Source organism: Rhizobium sp. SG570, assembly GCF_012275345.1.
In the GTDB taxonomy this organism is placed as follows: Bacteria; Pseudomonadota; Alphaproteobacteria; order Rhizobiales; family Rhizobiaceae; genus Rhizobium; species Rhizobium lusitanum.
On sequence record NZ_JAAZQI010000002.1, the window covers coordinates 606,115 to 630,215 of the forward strand.

Here is a 24,101-nt window from a genome sequence, read left to right on the forward strand (position 1 = left end):
CTCCGAAACCTCTTGGCAAACTTCTCAAGCCTGTCTAAAAATAGTGCAGATGTATGGTGTGCCCGAAAGATAATCATTTGCTTTCATCCGAGCTTGCAACTTCGTTTTCCATCGGCCCGGTGTCTATCCGCAATCGCGTCGTCCTTGCGCCGATGTCGGGCGTGACCGATCTGCCTTTCCGGCAGCTGGCTTTGCGCTATGGGGCGGGCCTTGTCGTGACCGAGATGGTGGCTAGCCGCGAGCTGGTGCAGGACACGGCCGAATCCTGGGCACGACTGAAGAGCGCCGGGCTGAAGCCGCACATGGTGCAGCTTGCCGGCCGCGAGGCTCACTGGATGGCGGAGGCGGCCAGGATCGCTGCCGGCAACGGTGCCGATATCATCGATATCAACATGGGCTGTCCGGCCAAGAAGGTCATCGGCGGCTATTCCGGCTCGGCACTGATGCGCGATCCGGATCACGCGCTCAGCCTGATCGAGGCGACGGTGGGCGCGGTTGATATTCCCGTCACGCTGAAGATGCGGCTCGGCTGGGACGAGAATTCCATCAACGCGCCATTGATCGCGCGCCGTGCCGAAGAGGCCGGCATTCAGCTTGTGACCATCCATGGCCGCACGCGCATGCAGTTCTACGAGGGCAGGGCGGATTGGGATGCGATCCGCGCCGTGCGTGACGTCGTCTCCATTCCGCTGGTCGCCAATGGCGATGTCGAGACACCGGAGGATGCGCGGGAAATCCTGCGCCGGTCCGGCGCCGATGCCGTCATGATCGGTCGCGGTTGCCAGGGTCGCCCCTGGCATGCGGGCGTTCTGGCCGGTCATCGCGCGCCGGGACGCCATGAGATCGTCGAGATCGCCCTGGAGCATTATCAGACGATGCTGGATTTCTATGGCGAGGCTGTCGGCATCCGTCATGCCCGCAAGCATCTGGCCTGGTATCTGGATCGCCATGCTTCGGCGACCACCGGCGCCGACAAGGCGAAAATCATGACTTCGAAAGATAGCCGCGAGGTAGCCGCATCATTCCATGCGGCATTGCAGGCCGGGGCGAATCTCGCCCCATGCGTCCAGGAGGCGGCATGACTTCAAAATCCAGCTCCGGGACCGGGGAGAGCGCGGGCAATTCCGTCGCCATGGCCGTTCTCAACGCGATCCAGAACCCGGTCGTCATGGTCGACGAGGCGGGTCTCATCGCTTTCGCCAACTGGGAGGCGGAAGTCTTCTTCGGCGCCAGCGCCTCGCATCTGTCGCGCTACAAGATCTCGACCTTCATTCCGTTCGGCAGTCCGTTGCTGGCGCTGATCGACCAGGTGCGCGAGCGCCGCGCGCCCGTCAACGAATATCGCGTCGATCTCAGCTCGCCGCGTCTCGGGCAGGACAAGCTGGTGGACCTCTACGTCGCGCCGATTTCCAGCGAGCCCGGCTCCGTGGTGGTGGTGTTCCAGGAACGCTCGATGGCAGACAAGATCGACCGGCAATTGACGCATCGCGCCGCCGCCCGCTCGGTCACCGGCCTTGCCTCCATGCTGGCGCATGAAATCAAGAACCCGCTGTCTGGTATTCGCGGCGCTGCGCAGCTGCTCGAGCAATCCGTCGAGGACGACGATCGCGCGCTGACGCGCCTCATCTGCGACGAAACCGACCGTATCGTGTCGCTGGTCGACCGCATGGAGGTTTTTTCCGATGAGCGGCCGATCGATCGCGTGCCCGTCAATATCCATTCCGTCCTCGATCATGTGAAGGCGGTCGCCAAGGCCGGTTTTGCCCGCAACATCAAACTGTCGGAGAATTATGATCCGTCACTGCCGGCGGTTTTCGCAAACAGGGACCAGCTCGTGCAGGTCTTCCTCAATCTGGTGAAGAATGCCGCGGAGGCGGTCGGCGACCGGCCGGATGGCGAGATCATGCTGACGACGGCCTATCGTCCGGGCATTCGCCTTTCCGTCGCCGGCACCCGTGAAAAGATCTCGCTGCCGCTCGAATTCTGCGTGATCGACAATGGTCCCGGCGTGCCGGCCGATCTCGTGCCGCATCTTTTCGATCCGTTCATCACGACCAAAACCAACGGTACCGGCCTCGGTCTGGCGCTGGTCGCCAAGATCATCGGCGACCATGGCGGCATCGTCGAATGCGACAGCCAGAACCATCGCACTACTTTCCGCGTTTTGATGCCGGCCTCCAAAGGCATCACGCTTGAAGACGCCCCCTTTCCGAACTCTACAGGGACTACTCGATGACAGCCACGATCCTTGTCGCCGATGACGATGCGGCCATCCGTACCGTGCTCAACCAGGCTTTGAGCCGCGCGGGTTACGACGTACGCATCACGTCCAACGCCGCCACGCTCTGGCGCTGGGTTTCCGCCGGCGAAGGCGACCTCGTTGTAACCGACGTCGTCATGCCCGACGAAAATGCGTTCGACCTTTTGCCGCGCATCAAGAAGGCGAGACCGGATTTGCCTGTTCTGGTTATGAGCGCGCAGAACACCTTCATGACGGCGATCAAGGCGTCGGAGAAGGGCGCTTATGATTATCTGCCGAAGCCGTTCGACCTCACGGAGTTGATCGCGATCGTCGGCCGTGCCCTGTCCGAGCCCAAGCGCAAGCCGGCGAAGCTCGAGGACGACATGCAGGACGGTATGCCGCTTGTCGGCCGCTCGGCTGCCATGCAGGAAATCTATCGCGTGCTGGCGCGCCTGATGCAGACCGACCTGACGCTGATGATCACCGGCGAATCCGGCACCGGCAAGGAGCTGGTGGCGCGCGCCCTGCACGACTACGGCAAGCGTCGCAACGGTCCCTTCGTTGCCATCAACATGGCGGCGATCCCGCGCGACCTCATCGAGTCGGAACTGTTCGGCCATGAGAAGGGCGCCTTTACCGGCGCACAGACCCGCTCGACGGGGCGCTTCGAGCAGGCCGAGGGCGGTACGCTGTTTCTCGATGAAATCGGCGATATGCCGATGGACGCGCAGACGCGTCTTCTGCGCGTATTGCAGCAGGGCGAATATACGACCGTCGGCGGCCGCACGCCGATCCGCACCGACGTTCGCATCGTTGCCGCCACCAACAAGGATCTGAAGCAGGCGATCAATCAGGGCATGTTCCGTGAGGATCTCTATTATCGCCTCAACGTCGTGCCCTTGCGCCTGCCGCCGCTGCGCGACCGTGCGGAAGATATTCCCGATCTGGTGCGTCATTTCATTCAGCAGGCCGAGAAGGAGGGGCTCGGCTCCAAGCGTTTCGATCAGGAAGCGCTGGAACTGATGAAGGCCTATCCCTGGCCAGGCAACGTCCGCGAGCTGGAAAACCTCATCCGCCGGCTGATGGCGCTTTATCCGCAGGATGTCATCACCCGCGAGATCATCGATGCCGAATTGCGCGCCGACGTTCCCGACAGCCCGATCGAGAAGGGCCCTGTCCGCAGCGGCAGCATGACCATTGCCCAGGCGGTCGAGGAAAACATGCGGAGCTATTTCTCAAGCTTCGGCGACAATCTCCCGCCTCCCGGCCTCTACGACCGTGTTCTGACCGAAATGGAGTACCCGCTGATCCTTGCGGCCTTGACCGCCACGCGTGGCAATCAGATCAAGGCCGCCGATCTTTTGGGGCTGAACCGCAATACGCTGCGCAAAAAGATCAGGGAACTGGGTGTTTCCGTCTACAGAAGCTCCCGCACGGCTTGACAACGTGATCGGATGCGTTGCATTTTCGCCACAATGCGTTGCTTAAAGGTCACGCAGCAGATTCGTCTTTTTCGCGATGGCGATTCGTCCGGCTTACAGCCATAAATCGGCAGTTGGCCTGATTTTTCAGCCTATTGCAGAGATGAATTCAAGTAAAGATTTCGCTTTTAGGCGAAACCGGACGACAGCTGCCGCCTTGCCTGTCACTCACGCTGATGCCGAAAATGGCGGCAGCGTGAATTGAGCAGGGCGCCGACCGTCGCTCGGGCGTGGAGATGATGGGAATGATGCAGGACGCGGTGTCGCCGACGGCGAGCGACGAGGCGGTTGTCAGAGTGACGGACCGTCGTGCTTCCTTCGCTCTACCTGGCCTGATCTTGGCCGGCGGCGCGCTGCTGTGCGCGATTGCGACCCTGTTGATGCTTCTCGGACTGACGCCGGTAGCCCCAACCTCGTCCGTCGTCTTTACGTCGGTTGTAATCAACGGCATGTTCGTTCTTGGGTTGATGGCGCTGATTGCGCGGGAGGTTGCGCGACTGGTAAAGGCGCGCAGCCGCGGTCGTGCCGCGGCTCGCCTCCATATTCGTATCGTAGCCCTCTTTTCGATCGTCGCGATCACGCCGGCCATTCTCGTCGCCATCGTGGCCAGTTTGACGCTCAACGTCGGCCTCGACCGCTGGTTCGGGGTGCGCACCCAGCAGATCATCAGCTCGTCGCAGAGTGTGGCGCAAGCCTATCTGATGGAAAATGCGAGCTATCTGCAGGGGCAGACCGTCTCGATGGCGAATGACCTGGAGCGTAACCGTTCGCTCTATAGTCTGGATCGCACCGGCTTCGCCGATCTGATGACCCGTCAGGCAAGAGGCCGCGGCCTGCTCGGCGCCTTCCTCGTGCGTCGTGACGGCAGCGCCATCGTTCAGGCCGAAATCAAGACCGAGCGTCCGCTGCCGGCAATTCCGAAGGATGCGCTCGATGCGTCCGCCAATGGCCAACCGACGCTTATTCCGCCCGGTGTCACCAACCTCGTCGGCGCGGTCATCAAGCTCGATGAGATTCCCGGCTCGTTCCTTTATACCGTGCGGGCCGTCGATCCGCGCGTCATGAACGCGATGCGCATGGTGGAAGACAACACGGCCGAATACAAGGCGATGGAAGAGGGGCGCATGTCCCTGCAGATCGCCTTTGCCGTTCTCTACATCGGCTTTGCTCTGATCGTGCTTCTGGCTGCGATCTGGACTGCCATTGCGATCGCCGACCGTATCGTGCGGCCGATCCGCCTACTGATCAGCGCCGCTGACAATGTTGCTTCAGGCAACATGAATGTCTTGGTTCCGGTGCGTTCGGCCGATGGCGACGTCGGCAGCCTGTCGCGCACCTTCAACAAGATGATCTCGGAAATCCGCACCCAGCGCGACGAGATCCTCGAGGCGAAAGACGAGGTGGATGACCGCCGCCGCTTTATCGAGGCGGTGCTTTCGGGCGTGACGGCGGCCGTGATCGGCGTCGAGCATGACCGCCGTATCACCATCGTCAATACTTCTGCCGAAGATCTGATGACGCTGACGAGCGATGAACTGGTCGGCAAGAGCCTGGTAGAAATTGCCCCGGAGGTCGATCAGGTCGTGACAGAGGCGACGATGCGTCATCGCAGTGACTTCCGCAAGCAGATCAGCCTCGTGAGGGGCGGGACGGTGCGCACGCTGAGCGTCCAGGTGACGCGAGAGGAATCGCGCGACGCGAATGAATCCTATGTCATTACGCTCGACGACATCACCGATCTCGTCATAGCGCAACGCTCGACCGCCTGGGCTGACGTGGCGCGCCGCATTGCCCACGAGATCAAGAACCCGCTGACGCCGATCCAGCTCTCAGCCGAGCGCATTCGCCGCCGTTTCGGAAAGAATATCGCCGAAGCCGATCGTCCGGTTTTTGATCAGTGCACGGATACGATCATTCGCCAGGTCGGCGATATCGGCCGCATGGTCGACGAATTCTCTTCCTTCGCCCGCATGCCCAAGCCGACGATGGAGCCGAGCGACCTGCGCGACGTTCTGCGCGATGCGGTGTTCCTGCGCGAGATGGGCAACAGCCACGTCAAATTCGAGCGTGAATTGGGCGATGAGCGGCTGGAAGGCATGTTCGATACGCGAATGCTCGGCCAGGCCTTCGGCAATCTCATCAAGAACGCCGTTGAAGCGATCGAAGGCTTGCCGAGCGACGAAGCGCGCGCGCAGCCGAAGATCCTGGTACGTGCCTCTTTGGATCCGGAGCGCGATCGCTTTACCGTCGATGTCATCGACAATGGCCGCGGCCTGCCGGTGGAGAACCGGCACAGCATTCTCGAACCGTATATGACGATGCGTGAGAAGGGCACTGGCCTTGGGCTCGCGATCGTCAAGAAGATCATTGAAGACCATGGCGGGCAGATCGAACTCCACGACGCTCCCGCCGAATTCGACCAGGGCAAAGGGGCCATGATCCGCGTGCATCTGCCACGCCGTGAGCAGGCCGCCGTTACCCAGACAGCAAGTGACAAGGAAAGTGTTTATGGCATCTGATATTCTCGTAGTCGACGACGAGGAAGATATTCGCGAAATCGTTTCGGGAATTCTTTCGGATGAGGGCCACGAAACCCGCACCGCGCATGATAGCGACAGTGCGCTCGCGGCGATCTCCGATCGAGCGCCGCGACTGATCTTCCTCGATATTTGGATGCAGGGCAGCAAGCTCGACGGTCTGGCATTGCTGGATGAGATCAAGGCGCGCCATCCCGATCTGCCCATCGTCATGATCTCCGGCCACGGTAATATCGAGACGGCCGTGTCAGCCATCAAGCGAGGCGCGTTCGACTTCATAGAAAAGCCGTTCAAGGCCGATCGCCTGATCCTGATCGCGGAACGCGCGCTGGAAAACTCCAAGCTGAAGCGCGAAGTCACGGAGCTGAAGCGCCGCACAGGCGACGCTGTGGAGCTCATCGGCACCTCGGTCGCCGTCTCGCAGCTTCGCCAGACCATCGACAAGGTGGCGCCGACCAACAGCCGCGTCATGATCTTCGGCCCCTCCGGTTCCGGCAAGGAACTGGTGGCCCGCATGATCCACAAGAAGTCGGCACGCTCCGGCGGTCCTTTCGTGGCGCTGAACGCAGCGACGATCACGCCGGAGCGGATGGAAATCGCCCTCTTCGGCACGGAAGGCTCTCCGGGGCAGGCGCGCAAGATCGGCGCTCTGGAAGAGGCGCATCGGGGCATCCTCTATCTCGATGAAGTCGGCGAAATGCCGCGCGAGACGCAGAACAAGATCCTGCGCGTGCTGGTCGATCAGCAGTTCGAGCGCGTTGGCGGCTCGAAGCGGGTCAAGGTGGATGTGCGCATCATCTCGTCCACCGCCTATAATCTCGAAAGCCGCATCGCCGAGGGCCTGTTCCGCGAAGACCTTTATCATCGCCTGGCTGTCGTGCCGGTGCGTGTTCCGGCACTTGCCGAGCGGCGTGAGGATATACCCTTCCTCGTCGACCAGCTGATGCGGCAGATTTCCGAACAAGCCGGCATCCGCACGCGGCGGATCGGTGATGATGCGATGGCCGTGCTGCAGGCGCATGATTGGCCGGGCAACATCCGCCAGCTGCGCAACAATATCGAGCGGTTGATGATTCTGGCGCGCACCGACGGGGCGGATACACCGATCACCGCCGAAATGCTGCCAACCGATCTCGGCGACATGCTGCCGAAGGTATCCGCCAAGAACGACTATCACATCATGACGCTGCCGCTGCGCGAGGCCCGCGAGATGTTCGAGCGCGACTATCTGATCGCGCAGATCAACCGTTTCGGCGGCAATATCTCGCGCACGGCGGAATTCGTCGGCATGGAGCGCTCTGCGCTGCATCGCAAGTTGAAATCGCTGGGTGTCTGATCCCTGGCGCAACGCTCCAATAGTCCGGAATTCTTATGCCAAGAATAGCTTATGTGAACGGTCGGTACGTCCCGCACAGCGATGCCATGGTGCATATCGAGGATCGCGGCTATCAGTTCGCTGATGGAGTCTATGAAGTTTGTGAGGTTCGTCATGGCCTGATCGTCGATCTGACGCGCCATCTCGATCGCCTCAACCGCTCGCTGGGTGAGCTGCGCATCGCCTGGCCCATGGCGCGAGCGGCGCTGATCCTCGTGATTCGCGAGACCTTGCGTCGTAACCACGTCCGCAACGGCCTGTTCTATCTGCAGATCACGCGCGGCGTTGCCCGGCGCGATCATGTCTTTCCGGCCGACGGCACACCGTCTTCGATCGTCGTCACCGCCAAGAGTACCGACCAATCCCTCATCGCCAAGAAGAATGCCAACGGCATCAAGGCGATTACCGTCCGTGACAATCGCTGGGACCGGGTTGATATCAAGTCGGTCGGCCTGTTACCGAACGCGCTGGCCCGTCAGCAGGCCAAGGAGGCCGGTGCGCAGGAGGCGATCTATATCGACCATAACGGCATGGTGAAGGAGGGTGCGGCCACCAACGTCTGGATCGTCGATCACGACGGGAATCTCGTCACGCGCCCGGCCGAGCACGGCATTCTGCGAGGCATCACCCGCACGACCCTGATGGATGTCGCGGCCAAGCTCGGAGTGACGATCGTCGAGCGTTTCTTCTCGGTTGAGGAGATGATGGCGGCGCGAGAAGTGTTTATCACGGCGGCCACAAGCATCTGTTTTCCGGTCGTTTCGATCGATGGGGAAACGATTGCCAACGGCCATCCGGGCAGCATGTCACAGAAAATTCGTGAAGCCTTTTTCGACGTTGCGGAAAAGACTGTGATTTGATACCAACATTCGCTGGGAGGAGAAAATGAGGGTATCTCCTATCCGGGATCTCTGTATATCATGACATTTCACCGACTTAGGTCGGCAAAAAAGAAAGAAGCGGCGCGATGGCGGAACGTTCTCAAAACTTGCAGGACTTATTTCTCAATACTGTTCGCAAGCAAAAGATCTCACTGACAATTTTCTTGATTAATGGCGTGAAGCTGACAGGTGTCGTTACCTCATTCGACAATTTCTGTGTCCTGCTCCGCCGTGATGGCCATTCGCAGCTCGTCTACAAGCATGCGATCTCGACGATCATGCCGGGTCAGCCGATGCAGATGTTCGAGAGCGAAGAAGCCGCATCCTAACTGGGATTTGCCACTATCACGACACGCGATACCAAAAACGATTCCCTCATTCCGGAGTCCGTAAAGCACCGGGATGATATGCGGGCTGTTGTGGTCGTGCCTGTGCTGAAGCAGGCTCGCGCGTCGCGCTCTGCTCAGGCTGACGGCGCCATCTCGGTCTCACGTCCGTCCGAAAGCCGGTTGGAAGAGGCCAAAGGCCTCGCCCTGGCGATCGATCTCGACGTGGTCAACGGTTCCATCGTCCCGATCAACGATCCCAGGCCGGCGACACTGCTTGGCACGGGCAAGATCGAGGAGATCCTCGCGCTGCTTGATGAATTCAATGCCGGACTTGTCATCGTCGATCATCCGCTGACACCGGTGCAGCAGCGCAATCTCGAAAAGGCATGGAACGCCAAGGTCATCGACCGTACCGGCCTCATCCTCGAAATCTTCGGCCGCCGTGCCTCCACCAAGGAAGGCACGCTGCAGGTCGAACTTGCACATCTGAACTATCAGAAGGGCCGACTCGTCCGAAGCTGGACCCACCTTGAACGCCAGCGCGGTGGTGCAGGCTTCATGGGCGGTCCCGGCGAAACCCAGATCGAAGCCGACCGGCGCATGCTGCAGGAGCGGATCATCCGGCTCGAGCGCGAGCTGGAGCAGGTAGTGCGCACCCGCCAGCTACATCGCGCCAAGCGCCGGAAGGTGCCGCATCCGATCGTCGCTTTGGTCGGTTACACCAATGCCGGCAAGTCGACGCTGTTCAACCGCATCACCGGTGCCGGCGTGCTCGCCGAGGACATGCTGTTTGCGACGCTCGATCCGACGCTGCGCCGCATGAAGCTGCCGCATGGCCGCACCGTCATTCTCTCCGACACCGTCGGCTTCATCTCCGACCTGCCGACCCATCTGGTGGCGGCTTTCCGCGCGACGCTGGAAGAGGTGCTGGAAGCCGATCTGATCCTGCATGTGCGCGATCTCTCGGATGACGACAATCAGGTCCAGAGTGCCGATGTGATGCGGATCCTTGGCGATCTCGGTATCGGCGAGGCCGAAGGCGCCGAGCGCATCCTCGAGGTCTGGAACAAGATCGATCGCCTGGAGCCGGAGGCGCATGATGCCATCGTGCAGAAGGCATCCACCGCCGAAAACGTCATTGCCGTGTCGGCAAAAAGCGGCGAGGGCGTTGATCGCCTGATGGACGAGATCAGCCGCCGCCTTTCCGGCGTGCTGACGGAGGCGACGATCACGCTTCCGGTGGAAAGGTTGGCTCTGCTGCCCTGGCTCTACAATCACGCTATCGTCGATAACCGCGAGGACAACGAGGACGGCACCGTGACGCTCGACGTCCGCCTCACCGAGTCCGAAGCAGTGGAGTTGGAGCGGCGCATGGGCAATGGGCCGAAGCCGCAACGCGAGGATTGGGAATAGGCTAGAGCGTTTACGCGTTTCACGGAATCGCCTGACCGCTCTATGCTATTGTTTTTATGCAATTCCGAACGGAAAACCGCTACGCACTTTTCCTGGAATTGCTCTAGGTTACGCCCGTTCCACGCCGCCGAGCTGTCGTTCGATAGCTTTTGCCGCCTGCCAGATCTCTTCCATTCGCTCCAGCGAGGCGCCTTCCAGCGTCTCGCCTTCGGCCGCAAGCGTCGTCTCTATATGATGGAAACGGCGGCGGAACTTGGTGTTCGTGCCGCGCAGGGCCTGTTCCGGATCGGTTTTCACATGCCGGCCGATATTGACGACGGCAAAGATCAGGTCGCCGAGTTCGTCGCTCACCTTGGCCTTGTCACCGCTTGCAAGTGCCGCCCGCAACTCACCGATCTCCTCCTCGATCTTGTCGAGGATCGGTTCCGGCGCCGACCAGTCGAATCCGACATGGGCGGCGCGCTCCTGCAATTTCAGAGCTTCCGTCAGGGCAGGGAAAGTCCGCTGCACCGAGCCCAGGAATCCGGCCTTGAAATCCTCGGTGATGCCGGCTCGGGCGCGGCGTTCGGCGCGCTCGCGCTTCTCTTCCGCCTTGATCCGATCCCATTGCAAAGTGACTGCATCCTCCGTATTGGCATCGGACACTGCGAAGACATGCGGATGGCGGCGGATCATTTTGCGGGTGATGGCATGCACGACATCGCCGAAGGCGAATGCGCCTGCTTCTTCAGCCATGCGGGCGTGGAAGACGACCTGCAGCAGCAGGTCGCCGAGCTCATCGCAGAGATCGTCCATATCCTTGCGCTCGATCGCATCGGCAACCTCAAAGGCTTCCTCGATCGTGTAGGGCTTGATGGTTTCGAAGGTCTGGACGATATCCCAGGGGCAGCCGCTTTCGGGATTTCGCAATGCCGCCATGACTTCGATCAGGCTGCTTATGTCTCGCGACGCTTCCATCGTGGTCTCGGGTCCTGTTGGGATTAATTGAGGGGAATGTCGTTATCGCTCTTGGAAGCCTGATAATTGTCGGACAATCCGGCATAGGCTTGCTTGATGCGCGCCGTCTGTTCCTTGAGCTGTGCCTTTCGGGGTTCCGCTTCCGTCTCGACCAGGTCGGCAATGGCAAAGCTGTTCCAGAAGGCGTTGTGCCTGTTATACCCGCCCGGCTCCAGACCGAAGACCTCCTTGAGGATCTTCAGGTCATGCGGGATCGCGAAGGCGTCTCGGGAATCCTCGTGGCTGAAGAAGTAGTAGTAATTGTCGAAGCCGGCCCAGGTGATCGCCGACATGCACATGGTGCAGGGCTCATGGGTCGACAGGAAGATCAGCTCCTTGGTCGCAGGCTTCTCGCCGAGTTCGTAGAAGCGCTTGAGGGCGTGAACTTCGCCATGCCAGAGCGGATTTTCCAGTTCGTTATTCGTCTCGGCGATCACAAGCGAAAGGTCGGATTTGCGCAGGATGGCCGCGCCGAAAACCTTGTTGCCGGCCGCCACGCCCTTCCGTGTCAGCGGCAGGATATCGTGCTCGACGACGTCGAGAAGGCGGGCTGCAATGGTGTTATCCGGCAAGGAGACGCTCCGAAAAATTTCGTCCAGTCTAGCGGGATTGCCGATCCGGCGGAATGCGCAAATGACGTATGGACAGGGTTTGCCACAGGCAATAAAACTACCGCAGGCGCCGATCAATCATAAAAGTCTATAGATTTCCTGTATTTATCGCGAATTTCTCGTCTGGTGAGTTTTGCTCAAATCCCTGTCATGTCGAGCAAAAGAATACGGACTCGCCAAGGCATTAGAATTTCTGTTTCTTCAATCTCTTGGCCGCAAGGGCGATATTCGGCAAATCTCGAAGTGGAATGACGATGCCTCCCAGGACTGAACAGCTTTCGGTGTTTCCCGCCTTCTTCCGCGTGGAAGGAAGGACTGCGTCCGTTTTCGGCAACGGGGACGAAGCTTTCGCCAAGGTCCGGCTTCTGATGAACACCCAGGCGAAGATCGTCGCCTATGCGCAGACGCCCGAGGCCGACTATCATTCCTTCCTGATTGCCAACCGTATCGCGACCGTGCGCGGCGAGTTTTCGGCCGAGCAGGTGAAGGGTGCAACTCTCGTTTTTGCCGCGACCGGCGATGCTGAGGCCGATCGCGCCATTGTCGACGCCGCTCGCGCCGAAAGAATTCCGGCAAACGCTGTCGATCAGCCCGATTACTGCGATTTCTATACGCCGGCGCTTGTCAACCGGGCTCCGGTCGCCGTCGCCATCGGCACGGAAGGTGCCGGTCCGGTGCTGGCACAGATGATCCGCGCGCAGATCGATCAGATACTGTCGCCCTCGCTCGGCAAGCTTGCGGAACTGGCAACGCGTTACCGCAAGCCGGTCGACCGCCTCGTGCCGCGCGGCGTCGCACGCCGTGTCTTCTGGCGGCGCTTCTTTTCCGGCTCCGTTGCCGATGCCGTCAATGCCGGTCATGTCAAGCAGGCCGAGCAGGCCGCCGACAGCCTGCTGCAGTCTTCGCGGGAGGTTGAAGGTCGCGTGTGGCTGGTTGGCGCAGGCCCGGGCGCCGAAGACCTGCTGACACTGCGTGCGCAGCGCGTAATGATGGAAGCCGACGTCATCGTCTACGATGCCCTCGTGCCGCAGGCGATCGTCGATATGGGCCGCCGCGATGCCGAGCGCCTATCCGTCGGCAAGCGCAAGGGCTGCCACACCAAATCGCAGGAAGAGATCAACGACCTGCTGGTGCAGCTTGGCCGCGAAGGCAAGCGCGTCGTGCGGCTGAAATCCGGCGATCCCCTGGTTTATGGCCGCGCCGGCGAGGAAATGGCCGCGTTGCGCGCCGCCGGTATCGGCTACGAGATCGTTCCAGGCATCACCTCTGCCTTTGCCGCGGCCGCCGATTTCGAGTTGCCGCTGACGCTGCGCGGCGTTGCCTCGTCGCTGGTCTTCACGACGGGCCACGATCTTACCGGCGATGTCCTCCCGGACTGGGCGAGCCTCGCCATCTCCGGCGCGACCATCGCCGTCTATATGGGCCGCACGGTCGCTGCCTCCGTTGCTGGCCGCCTGATGGAGGCTGGGCTTCCGGCAGACACCACCGTCGCCGTCATCGAGAATGCGAGCCGCCGCGATCGCCGCCTGATGCACGGCACCTTGAAGGATCTGCCTGACCTCGAGCATCGCGATGAACTGAGCGGTCCGGTCATGGTCATCATCGGCGAGGCCGTCGCCGGTGCGAATTTCCAACAATCCGAGCCGCTGGTCCGCCGCGAGACCGCTGTTCAAGACTATGCGAGGAGCTGATTCATGGTCGACAAGGTTCTGACCGCAAACCGGCTCACCGATGGCGTTGCCGTTTGGCTGAACGCAAATGGTGAGTGGGTGACATCGTTGCAGGAGGCGTTGGTCGCGCGCCATGCCGAAGCGGAAGCGGCACTTGAAGCCATCGGCAAGCAAGCCTATGCAGACAACAAGGTCGTCGACGTCAATCTGATCGATGTTCAGGAAACCGGCGGCAAGCTCTGGCCGCTGCGTCTGCGCGAGCGTATTCGCGCCGAAGGCCCCACCATGGAGTACGCGCCCGGCTATGCCGCCGCCGATCCGGAATTCATTGCAGTCTGAGGAAGTCCCGAGGAAATCATGTATCGTTACGACGAATTTGACCACGCCTTTGTCGCGGAGCGCGTTGCACAGTTCCGCGATCAGGTGGAGCGCCGCCTTGCGGGCGAGCTCTCGGAGGATGCCTTCAAGCCGCTGCGTCTGATGAACGGCGTCTATCTGCAGCTGCATGCCTATATGCTGCGGATAGCCATTCCCTATGGCACGCTGAGCTCGCGCCAGATGCGCATGCTCGCCCATATCGCGCGCACCTATGACCGTGGCTACGGCCACTTCACCACGCGCCAGAACCTGCAGTTCAACTGGCCGAAGCTCTCGGACATGCCCGACGTGCTCGCCGAACTTGCTTCCGTCGAGATGCATGCCATCCAGACCTCGGGCAATTGCATTCGCAACGTCACGGCGGATCATTTCGCTGGCGCCGCGGCTGACGAAGTCGCCGATCCGCGCCCTTATGCAGAAATCCTGCGCCAATGGTCATCCGTGCATCCGGAATTCTCCTTCCTGCCGCGCAAGTTCAAGATCGCCGTCACTGGCGCCGAGCGCGACCGCGCCGCGATCCAGGTGCATGACATCGGTCTGCACCTGAAGAAGAACGACAAGGGCGAGATCGGCTTTGCCGTCTATGTCGGCGGCGGGCAGGGCCGTACCCCGATGGTTGCCAAGCTGATCCGCGACTTCCTGCCGGAAGAGGACCTGCTGTCCTACACGACCGCGATCATGCGCGTTTACAATCTGCACGGCCGCCGCGACAACAAGTACAAGGCGCGCATCAAGATCCTCGTGCACGAGACCGGCGCCGAGGAACTGGCGCGTCAGGTCGAGGTCGAGTTCGACAAGCTTAGGGATACCGAGCTGAAGCTGCCGGAAGCGGACGTTCAGGCGATATCGGCCTACTTCGCGCCGCCGGCACTGTCGGAAAGGGCCGAAGGCTGGGAAAGCCTCGCCCGCTGGAAGAAGACCGATCCGGACTTTGCCCGCTGGGTGCAGCAGAACGTGCAGCCGCACAAGAACCCCGACTACGGCATGGTGACGATTTCGCTGAAGCCGATCGGCGGTATTCCGGGCGATGCCTCGGATGCGCAGATGGATGCGGTGGCCGACATCGCCGAGGAATACGCTTTCGACGAAATCCGCGTCAGCCATGAGCAAAACCTCATCCTGCCGCATGTGGCCTTGGCCGATCTCGAAGCGGTTTATCGCGGTCTGGTCGCTGTAGGCCTGGAAACTGCGAATGCCGGCCTGATCACCGATATCATTGCCTGTCCCGGCCTCGACTATTGCGCGCTCGCCAATGCCCGCTCGATCCCGGTTGCGCAGGAGATCTCCACGCGCTTCGGTTCGGCCGAGCGCCAGGCCGAGATCGGTGAGCTGAAGATCAAGATTTCCGGCTGCATCAATGCGTGCGGCCATCACCATGTCGGCCATATTGGCTTGCTGGGCGTCGAGAAGAAGGGTGCGGAACTCTACCAGATCACGCTCGGCGGCTCCGGTGACGAACATACCTCGATCGGCGAGATCATCGGCCGCGGCTTCGAGCCCGACAAGGTGACCGATGCCATCGAGACCATCGTCGACACCTATATCGGCCTGCGCCTCGATCCCACCGAGATTTTCCTCGATGCCTACCGTCGCGTCGGACCGCAGCCCTTCAAGGAAGCGCTTTATGGCTCTTCCGCGGCTGCAGCCGAAGCGGCGTAAGGAGATGACCATGACGAAGATTTGGCGGGAAGCCGGTTTTGTAGAAAACGATCCGTGGGTCATCGAGACCGATGAGGTCAAGGCGAGCGAGAGCCAGAAGCCGCTGCTCAGCCTCGATGCCCTGATCGCCAAGGCTGAAGAGAGCAACGATGTCGGCCTCGGCGTGGTAATCAAGCCGGCCGACGATGTGACGAAGCTGCGGCCCTATCTCGATCGCCTCGCGATCGTTGCAGTTGCCTTTCCGGCCTTCAATGATGGTCGCGCCTTCAGCCATGCCTCGCTGCTTCGCGAGCGCCTTGGCTACGCCAATGAGCTGCGCGCCGTCGGCGACGTGCTGATCGACCAGATTCCGTTGATGTTGCGGGTCGGCATCGACAGTTTCGCTGTTACCAATGAAACCGCATTGAAGCGGCTGTCGGAAAACCGGTTGCCGGGCATTCCGCATTATTACCAGCCGACCGCCCGCCCGGCCGAAGCCGGGCAGGCCTATAGCTGGCGGCGATTGCCGGCAAAGTCGGCCTGATTGCCGTATTTGCGCCTATCGATGCATGTAACGTCGGCTGGAAGTAATCTTGACTGAAATATACAAATTTTAGTCGCGTGCGGCCGGGCGAAATGGAATACCTTTTAAATCGGGCTATATTGTAATATTAGCCTCGCGCAATGAGCCTGCCAGGAATGACGTGTAAGACGAATACGGGATCCGAGACAGAATGAACGCCCCCGCCAAGACAGATGAATTTGTTTCCGCAGTACCGGCAGGCGTTTTCGCCGAGAAGGTGCTGAGCGTCACGCATTATACCGACCGGCTCTTCCGCTTTACGATGACCAGGCCGCAAGGCTTCCGTTTCCGCTCCGGCGAGTTCGCGATGATCGGCCTCATGGTCGATGGCAAGCCGCTTTATCGCGCCTATTCGATCGCAAGCCCGGCCTGGGCCGACGAACTCGAGTTCTTTTCGATCAAGGTGCCCGATGGCCCGCTGACATCGCATCTGCAGAATATCAAGCCGGGCGACGAAGTGCTGATGCGCAAGAAGCCGACAGGCACGCTGGTTCTCGACGCGCTGACGCCTGGCAAGCGGCTCTACATGTTCTCGACCGGCACGGGCATCGCGCCTTTCGCGAGCCTGATCCGCGATCCCGAAACCTATGAGAAGTTCGAGGAGGTCATCCTCACTCATACCACTCGGGATGTGGCCGAACTCAAATACGGTTTCGATCTGGTCGAAGAAATTCGCAACGATGAACTTCTGAGCGAGGTCGTCGGCGACAAGCTGCGCCACTATGCGACTGTTACCCGCGAGGACTTCCCCTTCACGGGCCGCATCACCGATCTCATCGAGAACGGCAAGCTTTTCGCGGATCTGGGCGTACCACCGCTCGATATAACAGTTGATCGCGGCATGATCTGCGGTTCATCCGCAATGCTGAAGGATACCAAGGACCTTCTCGAAAAGGCGGGCCTCACGGAAGGCGCCAACAGCAAGCCGGCTGAGTTCGTCATCGAACGCGCCTTCGTCGGCTGAAGCATTTCCAGGAAGAGTGCGTAGCGGTTTTCCGTCCGGAATGCGAAAGGCAAGAGAATGGAGCGTTTTCGCGATTCGAAGAAAGGCGCAAAATGCTCTGGATCGATTGCCTGGCATGCAGAGATGGAAGAGCGGTCGCGGCAACGGGACCGCTTTTTCATAGGCTGCCGAGATAATCGATCAGCGATGCCATAGCCGCGCGAGCCTCGTCGGCATCGCCATCATGAATCGCCTTTATGACGCGAATATGCATCGCGATCGAATGATCGGTGCGATCGGGCGTCGCACCGGAATACCAGAGCCGTCGCGAATGTGTTTGCACCGGTCCGAGAGCGGCCATGATGAAGTTGTTCGGGCAGGCGACTTCCAAGATCTCGTCGAATGTCTTGTCTGCTGCGAAGAAGCCGGGCAGGTCGCCCGTTACCGCGCAATCCGCCATCAGGCGCGCGCATTCCTGTAGCTGCTCGCGCTGTTGCTCATCCGCATGAACGGCGGCAAGTGTGGCAGCGATCGGCTCAAGCTCGCGCCTGACCTGAATGACATGCTGATGGTCGTCGGGACGAATCTCCGCGATCTGCAGACCGACGCGCGGGCGCACATGGATCAGCCCCTGCCATGCGAGCTTCTGGATCGCCTCGCGCACCGGCGTCCGCCCATGCCCCGCCATCTCAATCAACTGCTTCTCGGTGACAAGCGCTCCGGGCTTAAGCTCGAGCGTCACGATCTGGTACTCGAGCGCCAGATAGGCGAGGTGGCTAAGCGAGTTCTGCATGCAAGACGTCCGACCGAACAGATATGGCGCACAGTGTCACCTCGCGCCGACGAAGGCAACCGAAGGCAACCAATTGTGATATATCAGTGCCGGCGGCTGGCGTCACGGGTCGCGCCGGCTCGCCGAATTAAGGCGGAGAGGCAGGCGCCATCGCATCAGTGTTCGATGGCCGAGAACAAGGTTGGCGGCTTCCGCTTGGCGGCCATCAGCAGGTCCAGCTCGGTGGCCGATGGGCCGAACTTATAGAAGAGGCGCTTCGCCTCCTCGTCGTCGAGGCGATATTTCCGTGCAAATTCAGTGATGCTGTAGGGGCGACCGCGTATGACCTTGCGGGCTGGCGTCCGATTGGCGTCTTCCGTCATCCTTCCAACCTCCTTTTCGGTTCCACTTTGCTAGATAGCGTCGCGGATGGAGTTGGAAAGGCCTTTGGCGTGCGTTGCGCCAGCAGAATGCAACAAAAAAGGGAAGGCGGAATCCCGTCTTCCCTCTTTCTCCGTCCCTATTCGGGCGGGTTCCGCCCGGATACGCCGCTATCTCCTGATCAATCGACCGATGAAGATCAGGATGCAGGCGCCGATGAAGCCCGTGATCAGGTAATTCAGCCATAGATGGAAAGGCAGCTGGATACCGAGCACGCCAAATAACCAGCTGGCGACGAGCGCGCCGATAATGCCGAGAATGATGTTCATGATGATGCCTGTGTTGCTTTTCATGATCATCTCGGCGAACCAGCCCGCTAGGCCGCCAATGATAATTGCTGCAATCCAACCGACGTGTGCATCTTCCATAAAAAGAACCTCCTGAGGACCCGACGGGTTGTTAACAATGTCTGATATACACGAAAAACGATTCGCCCCCCAACAATTGCGAACGGCAAACTGCTGGATCCCTTGAGCGCAACCCTGATTATTAGGGGTAATTGTTACGATTGTTCCGGTGTGTTGGAGCTGATTCTCCGACATTACGGCCTCTTCATCGCTTCGAATCCAAGCTTTGGCATGCCGTCCGGGTAATCCGATCGGCGAAACGCAGCGTTTTGACCGCCTGGAGATGAGGAAAAGCGCCTTGGGGGTGCCACAGCCTCGATTTTATGGGTTGACCGCAATAGGGCGTCTGCATATGTTCCGCGCACTTCCAGCCGGGGTGAAAATCGCCCGCGCAGAGGGAGAGCGTAGCTCAGCTGGTAGAGCAACTGACTTTTAATCAGTAGGTCATGGGTTCGAGCCCCATCGCTCTCACCATAGTCTTTTCAAACTTAAGTTGAATATCATTAATTTGAGACAACGTCGTTTGTCGCGCGGTTGGCGCGAATGTGCGCTTGATTTTCGCGATGCCGCCGGTCTCAGCGGACAAAAAGCGCGCCCGACGGCGGGCTTTGCGCTTCCGCGCCGCCGGACGCTGCGGAAACGGTGCAGAGGTGACCGTTTCCGCCGTCTTCGGTGCCGGGCGGGTCGCCGGGGACGGGTGGAGGTGTCCGATTGTCTTTGCAGATTCCGGTTCCATTCTTTTCCGGATATACGGTGCGGTCTCACGGATAGTTTCAGTGCGCCCGAATTATTTTTGTGAAAACTAATTTAGTTTAATGGCGCTCGCTCAAGAGCGCGACGCGCGTCGGCAGCGCGTCAGTTTTCTGGAACCTAATCGAGTCACTCGTGTTTCCCACTGAGACAATAGGAGAGATACGATGGCAGACGAAGAATCCCATGATCCGCGTCGCGGAAAGGAAAATACGCAGGCGCTCGCGAAGATACAGCACAGCAAGGCGCATGGCGTAAAACAGGAGGCGGACGCGGACGAAAAGGCGCCGCTGGTTGCCGATCCCCGCAACAGGCTTGCGGACGGCAAAATCGATCCGGCGACGAAAGAGCTCAAGCCGAGGGAGAAGTAGGCTCGAGGGATCGGGGAATTTAGTTCCGCATATTACGAATGCAGCAGCTTCGGCGGCACCGTCTCCTTGCCGTCATTCATGGCGATGGCGATGATCGCCAGGAGAACATATTCGCGTTTCCAGCCGGATTTCAAGGCCGCGGCAAGAAGGCTCTCGATGGAAGGTTCAAGGGCGAAAAGGCAGGCGGCCAGATATCTCGCCTGCGACGCTTCTTCCGAAGGGGGAGGATTTATGGCTGCTTTCAATTTCCTGCTCCGTCCATTTATTCGATCGAACAGGGATGAGTTGTAATTTCAGCAGGTTTCCCAGGTTTTGCTCCTTTATTGCGAAACGTTGCTGTCGTAGCTGGAGTGCGATCATTCGTAGCCTCCGGGATGCCGGCAGACATAGCCGTTCGCAACGATCGTGTATGAGAGGTAGAAAACAGACCTCGGTGGCAACGGAGCTGTGTGCGATGAACATGAAAAGGGCGCCACTCTTCCGGAATAACCAGGGAACGACGAACTTCCCCAAACGGGTGGCCCTTCAAAGCCATACGCGCGCATTTTCATCCGGAATATCTGACAGGAGCGACTGACGCGTCGCAGCGATCAACCTTACCGTCATTTCAACGGCAAGGTTGATCATTGAGGGAGAAGAACCTCGGATGCTATGCCGCCTTGCCGCCGTTCTTCTTGCAGTCGCTGCGGAACTTGGCGCGTGCCTTTCCATGCAGGCCCTTGGCGTCGGCCTGAGCCGAGCATGCTTTGGAAACGGACGTTTGAGCAGGCTTCATCGCCTTTGGCTTGACCGTGCTGGTCGTCGACTTCATCGCGGGTGTCGACGTCGCGGCACTGGGGGTCGTCGTCGTTGTGCTGGGTGTCGCCGTTTGTGCCATGGCGCTTACGCTGAAGAGGGCGGCAAAGGCTGCAGTCGTGAACATGGTAGCAATTCGCATGGGGCTTTTCCTCCGCTAACTAACTTGGGTGGAATGTACGTTGTTCGACGAACGTTGACAGCTTGAACCAATATTTAAGCAAAAGCAATTTGTTCGTTGGGCTGCTCTGCGGCTGTTGGTCGCGCCTTTTGCCCGCCTGTCTCGGGCGGCAAGATGTGCGTTCCGGTTGCTTCACTATAAAGGTTTGGCAGCCGTCGCCCTCGAAAAGGTGATTGGCTTTCAGGCTTTCGCGAAGCTAGGAAGATGGGGAAATGACATAGCCGGAGTCCATCGTGTCGCTTGCCGATATCTCGCTTCTCAGTGCCTTGATCGCCGGGGCGCTTTCGTTTCTTTCGCCTTGCGTGCTGCCGCTCGTGCCGCCCTATCTCTGCTACATGGCCGGGATTTCGGTCGAGCAGTTTCGCGGCGGTGGAGCAGCTGTCGCCGCAGGGCCGAGCGTCCGCGGCAATGTGCTGATGTCGGCGCTGTTCTTTACGCTGGGGTTCGCCACGGTATTCGTCGCGCTCGGCGCCGGTGCTTCATCCATCGGCCTGCTGCTGCGCCAGCATCTCGATGTTCTCTCGAAGATCGGCGGTTTGATTATCGTCATCATGGGCTTGAATTTCCTCGGTGTTTTCCGCATCGGCCTTCTTGCTCGCGAGGCGCGTTTCCACGGCAGCGGCAAGCCGGCGACGTTGACGGGCGCCTATATCATGGGCCTTGCCTTCGCCTTCGGCTGGACGCCCTGCATCGGCCCGGTTCTCGGCGCCATCCTCGGCATCGCCGCCTCTCGTGAGACGGTTGGTGCGGGCGCTGGTCTGCTCGCGGTCTATTCGCTGGGGCTTGCCATTCCGTTCTGGATCGCCGCCGGCTTTTCCGGCGCTTTCATGAGCTTTCTGTCTCGCTTCCGCCGTCATCTCGGCACGGTCGAGAAGATCATGGGCGGACTTCTGGTGCTGACCGGGCTCGCCTTCATATTCGGCTATATCAGCGACATGGCGATCTGGTTTCAGCAGACCTTTCCAATCCTGATGAAAATCGGCTAAGTCGGGCGATATCCTTCGCCTTCATTTTTCACGGCAAAATGGAATATGCCCGATGGCTGACGTTGTCGGTCTGCTGCTGCCATTCTTCGGCCTGATCCTGATCGGCTACATTGCAGCGCGCATCACGAAGCAACCGGCGGAAGCGCTTGGCTGGCTCAATACGTTCATCATCTATGCGGCATTGCCGGCTCTGTTCTTCAAGCTCGTTTCGCAAACGCCGATCGAACAGCTGACGCGAATCGATTTCATCGCCACCGATATCGCCGCGACCTATTCGATCTTTCTCCTGCTGTTTCTGATCGGGCGTTTCCTGCGACGCAATTCGCTCGCAGACAGCACGATCCAGGCCTTTGCCGGAGCCTACGGCAATATCGGCTACATGGGGCCGGGCTTAGCGCTTCTGGCTCTGGGAGAGAAGGCAGCCGTTCCCGTCGCGCTGATCGTGTGTTTCGAAAACGCACCGCACTTCATCGTCGCGCCGGCTCTGATGGCTCTGGAAGGTGGAGACAAGCGCTCCGTCTGGCGCCTTGCCGCGGATATCGCCCGAAAGGTGCTGTTGCACCCCTTCATCCTGTCGACTGCCCTCGGTTTTGCCGTGGCAGCACTTTCGCTCCAGCAGCCGGTCGCCTTCGAGCGATTTGTCAATTATCTTGCGCAAGCGGCTGCGCCCTGTGCACTATTTGCCATGGGCGTGACGCTTGCCTTGCGGCCGTTGAAGCGGGTTCCGGTCGAGATCGGCTATATCGTGCCGGCGAAACTCATCCTGCATCCGCTTGTCGTCTATATCGTGCTGCAGGCTGTCGGTGGCTTCGATCCGATTTGGATCGAAGCGGCAATGCTGCTCGCCGCTTTGCCGACGGCAACGAATGTCTTCGTCATCGGGCAGCAATATGGTGTCTGGCAGGAGCGAGCCTCCGCCACCATCCTGATCACAACGGCTTGTTCCGTCGTGACGGTCTCGCTGGTGCTCTATCTGATAAATTCCGGCGCCTTACCGACGCAGCTTTTCCCGTAGCAGAGAGGGAAGGTTGCGCAGGCTGCCGCCGGGCTCGATACCTTCGCGCATGACGATGTTCCGGAGCGGCGCGATGGCGGAGAGCACATGCAGCCCCGCCGCGCGCAGCATTTGCATCGGCAGGAAATCCGACAGAAGCGAGCGATTGAGGAGATCGACACTTGTCGTCCGGCTGATGATGTCGACGCGGCGCTTGCGGTCGAAATTGTCGCCGGCCGATCGCGGGATCGGCTGATCAGCGCGGGTGCAGACGATGTCTGACAATGCCAGTATATCGCGCAGGCTCAGGTTCAGGCCTTGCGCCCCGATCGGCGGAAAGACATGGGCGGCTTCGCCGATCAAGGCGGCGCGGCCCTTGCCGAAACGATGCGCTGTCATGCCGGAGAGCGGCCAGACCTGCACATTGTCCTCGATCGTCACCCGACCGAGCATCGATTGCATGCGCTCCTCGACCAGTCTTCCGAGTTCTTCGAGCGACTTTTCGGCATTGGCGGCAGCTTCCGCCGGCTTCTGCACCCAGACGAGGCTGGAGCGGTTGCCGGGCAAGGGGACCTGCGTGAAGGGGCCGCTTTCGGTGTGAAATTCCGTCGAGATGTTCTGATGCGGCAGGGAGTGCGCAAGGTTCAGAACCATGGCGGATTGCGGATAGGACCACCCCTTGACCTTGATGCCCAAAGCCTCGCGCACCATCGAATTGCGTCCGTCGGCACCGACGACGAAAGCGGCATCGATCGAATCGCCGTTGTCGAGCGCAATCGTTACGCCATCGTCGCGAAAGGTGACGTCCGAGGCGCTGGCCTCGATGCAGCTGATATTTGCTTCCGCCTCGATGGCGTCATGGAGGCTGCCAAGCAGCACGGTATTCGGAATATTGTAGCCGAAGGCGTCGAGGCCGATTTCCGACGATCTGAACGAGATAGTCGGCGCACGCAGCAGCCTCGATGTGCCGTCGATAATCCGCATGGTCGTCAATGCAGCCGCCGAGGGCGCGATCTTGTCCCACAGCGTCAGGCGCTCGAGAAAGCGGATCGATTGATCCATCAGCGCCGTCGTCCGCCTGTCGGCCTTGTTGTGCGGCGCGGCCACCAGGGCGACCGATCGTCCGCCGCGCGCAAGCGCGAACGCCGTGATCATGCCGGCCAGGCCACCGCCGATGACGGCCACTTCAATCTGCTTCATATCGATGCCTCAATTGCCACTCGTTCTGAAAATAGGCGCTTAGCCTGTTGAAATCCATGGGATGAAACATCGCAGCGGGTGAAAATGACAGGAAGTCGCGCTAGCGTGACGGGATGGACGCTTTTGCGCTGGCGGTAGAGACCAAAGGATGCATATTAGCGAGAAAAACCGCCTGCCGGGGCAGGTG

The 24,101-nt window shown here is 60.1% G+C and carries 24 protein-coding genes and 1 tRNA gene; 17 read left to right on the forward strand and 8 right to left on the reverse strand.

Annotation, left to right across the window (positions count from 1 at the left end; all coding sequences use genetic code 11):
- The first annotated feature begins 53 nt into the window (after positions 1-53).
- The 8 genes from dusB to hflX all read left to right on the forward strand — a co-directional run bounded on the left by dusB (position 54) and on the right by hflX (position 10,258).
- Positions 54-1,082, forward strand: coding sequence for a tRNA dihydrouridine synthase DusB (gene dusB, locus FHT28_RS06795; protein WP_037201985.1), 1,029 nt, complete (start codon positions 54-56; stop codon positions 1,080-1,082).
- The gene (locus FHT28_RS06800; RefSeq protein ID WP_037201988.1) at positions 1,079-2,236 is read left to right on the forward strand and encodes a nitrogen regulation protein NR(II); all 1,158 of its coding nucleotides are present in this window, start codon (positions 1,079-1,081) and stop codon (positions 2,234-2,236) included. The genes dusB and FHT28_RS06800 overlap by 4 nt, the downstream gene beginning before the upstream one ends.
- Complete coding sequence (gene ntrC, locus FHT28_RS06805; protein ID WP_037201990.1) at positions 2,233-3,684, forward strand: nitrogen regulation protein NR(I); 1,452 nt, start codon at positions 2,233-2,235, stop codon at positions 3,682-3,684. Before FHT28_RS06800 ends, ntrC begins: the two co-directional genes overlap by 4 nt.
- Positions 3,685-3,968: 284 nt before the next feature.
- Entirely contained in the window at positions 3,969-6,242 is a 2,274-nt protein-coding gene (locus FHT28_RS06810; RefSeq protein ID WP_168595823.1) for a PAS domain-containing sensor histidine kinase, read from the forward strand.
- Positions 6,232-7,596, forward strand: a complete 1,365-nt coding sequence (locus tag FHT28_RS06815) for a sigma-54 dependent transcriptional regulator (RefSeq protein ID WP_037201994.1) — start codon at positions 6,232-6,234, stop codon at positions 7,594-7,596. The genes FHT28_RS06810 and FHT28_RS06815 overlap by 11 nt, the downstream gene beginning before the upstream one ends.
- Positions 7,597-7,631: 35 nt before the next feature.
- On the forward strand, positions 7,632-8,495 hold the full coding sequence (locus FHT28_RS06820) for a D-amino-acid transaminase (RefSeq protein WP_047557694.1): 864 nt from the start codon (positions 7,632-7,634) through the stop codon (positions 8,493-8,495).
- 107 nt (positions 8,496-8,602) lie between these two features.
- A complete protein-coding gene (gene hfq, locus FHT28_RS06825) occupies positions 8,603-8,845 on the forward strand; it encodes an RNA chaperone Hfq (protein ID WP_003539403.1) in 243 nt (80 codons plus the stop codon).
- 78 nt (positions 8,846-8,923) lie between these two features.
- Positions 8,924-10,258 (forward strand): GTPase HflX, encoded by a 1,335-nt coding sequence (gene hflX / locus FHT28_RS06830; RefSeq protein ID WP_037201999.1) that lies wholly within the window; start codon positions 8,924-8,926, stop codon positions 10,256-10,258.
- 108 nt (positions 10,259-10,366) lie between these two features.
- Here hflX and mazG read toward each other — a convergent pair whose 3' ends face one another.
- The gene (gene mazG, locus FHT28_RS06835) at positions 10,367-11,215 is read right to left on the reverse strand and encodes a nucleoside triphosphate pyrophosphohydrolase (RefSeq protein WP_092573708.1); all 849 of its coding nucleotides are present in this window, start codon (positions 11,213-11,215) and stop codon (positions 10,367-10,369) included.
- 23 nt (positions 11,216-11,238) lie between these two features.
- A complete protein-coding gene (locus tag FHT28_RS06840) occupies positions 11,239-11,826 on the reverse strand; it encodes a nucleoside deaminase (protein WP_168595824.1) in 588 nt (195 codons plus the stop codon).
- Positions 11,827-12,113: 287 nt separating this feature from the next.
- On the opposite strand from FHT28_RS06840, the gene cysG reads away from it, so the two are divergent.
- The 5 genes from cysG to FHT28_RS06865 all read left to right on the forward strand — a co-directional run bounded on the left by cysG (position 12,114) and on the right by FHT28_RS06865 (position 17,098).
- Positions 12,114-13,556: a siroheme synthase CysG gene (gene cysG / locus FHT28_RS06845; RefSeq protein ID WP_246704805.1), complete on the forward strand. Its 1,443-nt coding sequence runs from the start codon at positions 12,114-12,116 to the stop codon at positions 13,554-13,556.
- Positions 13,557-13,559: 3 nt separating this feature from the next.
- Positions 13,560-13,874, forward strand: coding sequence for a DUF2849 domain-containing protein (locus FHT28_RS06850; RefSeq protein ID WP_034505099.1), 315 nt, complete (start codon positions 13,560-13,562; stop codon positions 13,872-13,874).
- Between the two features lie 18 nt (positions 13,875-13,892).
- A complete protein-coding gene (locus FHT28_RS06855; protein ID WP_168595826.1) occupies positions 13,893-15,572 on the forward strand; it encodes a nitrite/sulfite reductase in 1,680 nt (559 codons plus the stop codon).
- 10 nt (positions 15,573-15,582) lie between these two features.
- The gene (locus tag FHT28_RS06860; RefSeq protein WP_047638313.1) at positions 15,583-16,095 is read left to right on the forward strand and encodes a DUF934 domain-containing protein; all 513 of its coding nucleotides are present in this window, start codon (positions 15,583-15,585) and stop codon (positions 16,093-16,095) included.
- 190 nt (positions 16,096-16,285) lie between these two features.
- The gene (locus FHT28_RS06865) at positions 16,286-17,098 is read left to right on the forward strand and encodes a ferredoxin--NADP reductase (RefSeq protein WP_037202007.1); all 813 of its coding nucleotides are present in this window, start codon (positions 16,286-16,288) and stop codon (positions 17,096-17,098) included.
- 157 nt (positions 17,099-17,255) lie between these two features.
- On the opposite strand, the gene FHT28_RS06870 is transcribed toward FHT28_RS06865, so the two are convergent.
- The 3 genes from FHT28_RS06870 to FHT28_RS06880 all read right to left on the reverse strand — a co-directional run bounded on the left by FHT28_RS06870 (position 17,256) and on the right by FHT28_RS06880 (position 18,658).
- Positions 17,256-17,870 (reverse strand): GntR family transcriptional regulator, encoded by a 615-nt coding sequence (locus FHT28_RS06870; RefSeq protein ID WP_168595827.1) that lies wholly within the window; start codon positions 17,868-17,870, stop codon positions 17,256-17,258.
- A gap of 155 nt (positions 17,871-18,025) precedes the next feature.
- A complete protein-coding gene (locus FHT28_RS06875; RefSeq protein WP_168595828.1) occupies positions 18,026-18,232 on the reverse strand; it encodes a hypothetical protein in 207 nt (68 codons plus the stop codon).
- Positions 18,233-18,400: 168 nt separating this feature from the next.
- Positions 18,401-18,658, reverse strand: coding sequence for a GlsB/YeaQ/YmgE family stress response membrane protein (locus FHT28_RS06880; protein WP_037202013.1), 258 nt, complete (start codon positions 18,656-18,658; stop codon positions 18,401-18,403).
- 377 nt (positions 18,659-19,035) lie between these two features.
- Between FHT28_RS06880 and FHT28_RS06885 the strand changes: the two genes are divergently transcribed.
- Both FHT28_RS06885 and FHT28_RS06890 read left to right on the forward strand, forming a co-directional pair.
- A tRNA-Lys gene (locus tag FHT28_RS06885) sits at positions 19,036-19,111 on the forward strand.
- Between the two features lie 443 nt (positions 19,112-19,554).
- Positions 19,555-19,758: a hypothetical protein gene (locus tag FHT28_RS06890; protein ID WP_168595829.1), complete on the forward strand. Its 204-nt coding sequence runs from the start codon at positions 19,555-19,557 to the stop codon at positions 19,756-19,758.
- A 32-nt stretch (positions 19,759-19,790) separates the two neighbouring features.
- Here the strand turns inward: FHT28_RS06890 and FHT28_RS06895 are convergent, their stop codons facing one another.
- Both FHT28_RS06895 and FHT28_RS06900 read right to left on the reverse strand, forming a co-directional pair.
- Entirely contained in the window at positions 19,791-20,003 is a 213-nt protein-coding gene (locus FHT28_RS06895; protein ID WP_037202019.1) for a hypothetical protein, read from the reverse strand.
- A gap of 404 nt (positions 20,004-20,407) precedes the next feature.
- Positions 20,408-20,695: a PsiF family protein gene (locus FHT28_RS06900; RefSeq protein ID WP_168595830.1), complete on the reverse strand. Its 288-nt coding sequence runs from the start codon at positions 20,693-20,695 to the stop codon at positions 20,408-20,410.
- A gap of 272 nt (positions 20,696-20,967) precedes the next feature.
- Here FHT28_RS06900 and FHT28_RS06905 point away from each other — a divergent pair, with 272 nt between their 5' ends.
- Positions 20,968-21,720 carry a cytochrome c biogenesis CcdA family protein gene (locus FHT28_RS06905; protein ID WP_047557667.1) on the forward strand — a complete coding sequence of 251 codons (753 nt, stop codon included), beginning with the start codon at positions 20,968-20,970 and terminating at the stop codon, positions 21,718-21,720.
- A 52-nt stretch (positions 21,721-21,772) separates the two neighbouring features.
- Positions 21,773-22,735 carry an AEC family transporter gene (locus tag FHT28_RS06910; protein ID WP_168595831.1) on the forward strand — a complete coding sequence of 321 codons (963 nt, stop codon included), beginning with the start codon at positions 21,773-21,775 and terminating at the stop codon, positions 22,733-22,735.
- Here FHT28_RS06910 and FHT28_RS06915 read toward each other — a convergent pair.
- Entirely contained in the window at positions 22,712-23,914 is a 1,203-nt protein-coding gene (locus tag FHT28_RS06915; protein WP_168595832.1) for a UbiH/UbiF family hydroxylase, read from the reverse strand. The genes FHT28_RS06910 and FHT28_RS06915 overlap by 24 nt on opposite strands.
- Positions 23,915-24,101: the final 187 nt, after the last annotated feature.

Coding starts and splice junctions, on each gene's coding strand:
- cysG (WP_246704805.1), top strand. CDS start 12,114: ATGACGATGCCTCCCAGGACTGAACAGCTTTCGGTGTTTCCCGCCTTC.
- dusB (WP_037201985.1), top strand. CDS start 54: ATGGTGTGCCCGAAAGATAATCATTTGCTTTCATCCGAGCTTGCAACT.
- FHT28_RS06810 (WP_168595823.1), top strand. CDS start 3,969: ATGATGCAGGACGCGGTGTCGCCGACGGCGAGCGACGAGGCGGTTGTC.
- FHT28_RS06855 (WP_168595826.1), top strand. CDS start 13,893: ATGTATCGTTACGACGAATTTGACCACGCCTTTGTCGCGGAGCGCGTT.
- ntrC (WP_037201990.1), top strand. CDS start 2,233: ATGACAGCCACGATCCTTGTCGCCGATGACGATGCGGCCATCCGTACC.
- FHT28_RS06815 (WP_037201994.1), top strand. CDS start 6,232: ATGGCATCTGATATTCTCGTAGTCGACGACGAGGAAGATATTCGCGAA.
- FHT28_RS06870 (WP_168595827.1), bottom strand. CDS start 17,870: ATGCAGAACTCGCTTAGCCACCTCGCCTATCTGGCGCTCGAGTACCAG.
- FHT28_RS06820 (WP_047557694.1), top strand. CDS start 7,632: ATGCCAAGAATAGCTTATGTGAACGGTCGGTACGTCCCGCACAGCGAT.
- FHT28_RS06865 (WP_037202007.1), top strand. CDS start 16,286: ATGAACGCCCCCGCCAAGACAGATGAATTTGTTTCCGCAGTACCGGCA.
- hflX (WP_037201999.1), top strand. CDS start 8,924: ATGCGGGCTGTTGTGGTCGTGCCTGTGCTGAAGCAGGCTCGCGCGTCG.
- FHT28_RS06860 (WP_047638313.1), top strand. CDS start 15,583: ATGACGAAGATTTGGCGGGAAGCCGGTTTTGTAGAAAACGATCCGTGG.
- FHT28_RS06800 (WP_037201988.1), top strand. CDS start 1,079: ATGACTTCAAAATCCAGCTCCGGGACCGGGGAGAGCGCGGGCAATTCC.
- FHT28_RS06850 (WP_034505099.1), top strand. CDS start 13,560: ATGGTCGACAAGGTTCTGACCGCAAACCGGCTCACCGATGGCGTTGCC.
- FHT28_RS06910 (WP_168595831.1), top strand. CDS start 21,773: ATGGCTGACGTTGTCGGTCTGCTGCTGCCATTCTTCGGCCTGATCCTG.
- FHT28_RS06915 (WP_168595832.1), bottom strand. CDS start 23,914: ATGAAGCAGATTGAAGTGGCCGTCATCGGCGGTGGCCTGGCCGGCATG.
- FHT28_RS06875 (WP_168595828.1), bottom strand. CDS start 18,232: ATGACGGAAGACGCCAATCGGACGCCAGCCCGCAAGGTCATACGCGGT.
- FHT28_RS06900 (WP_168595830.1), bottom strand. CDS start 20,695: ATGCGAATTGCTACCATGTTCACGACTGCAGCCTTTGCCGCCCTCTTC.
- FHT28_RS06890 (WP_168595829.1), top strand. CDS start 19,555: ATGGCAGACGAAGAATCCCATGATCCGCGTCGCGGAAAGGAAAATACG.
- mazG (WP_092573708.1), bottom strand. CDS start 11,215: ATGGAAGCGTCGCGAGACATAAGCAGCCTGATCGAAGTCATGGCGGCA.
- FHT28_RS06880 (WP_037202013.1), bottom strand. CDS start 18,658: ATGGAAGATGCACACGTCGGTTGGATTGCAGCAATTATCATTGGCGGC.
- hfq (WP_003539403.1), top strand. CDS start 8,603: ATGGCGGAACGTTCTCAAAACTTGCAGGACTTATTTCTCAATACTGTT.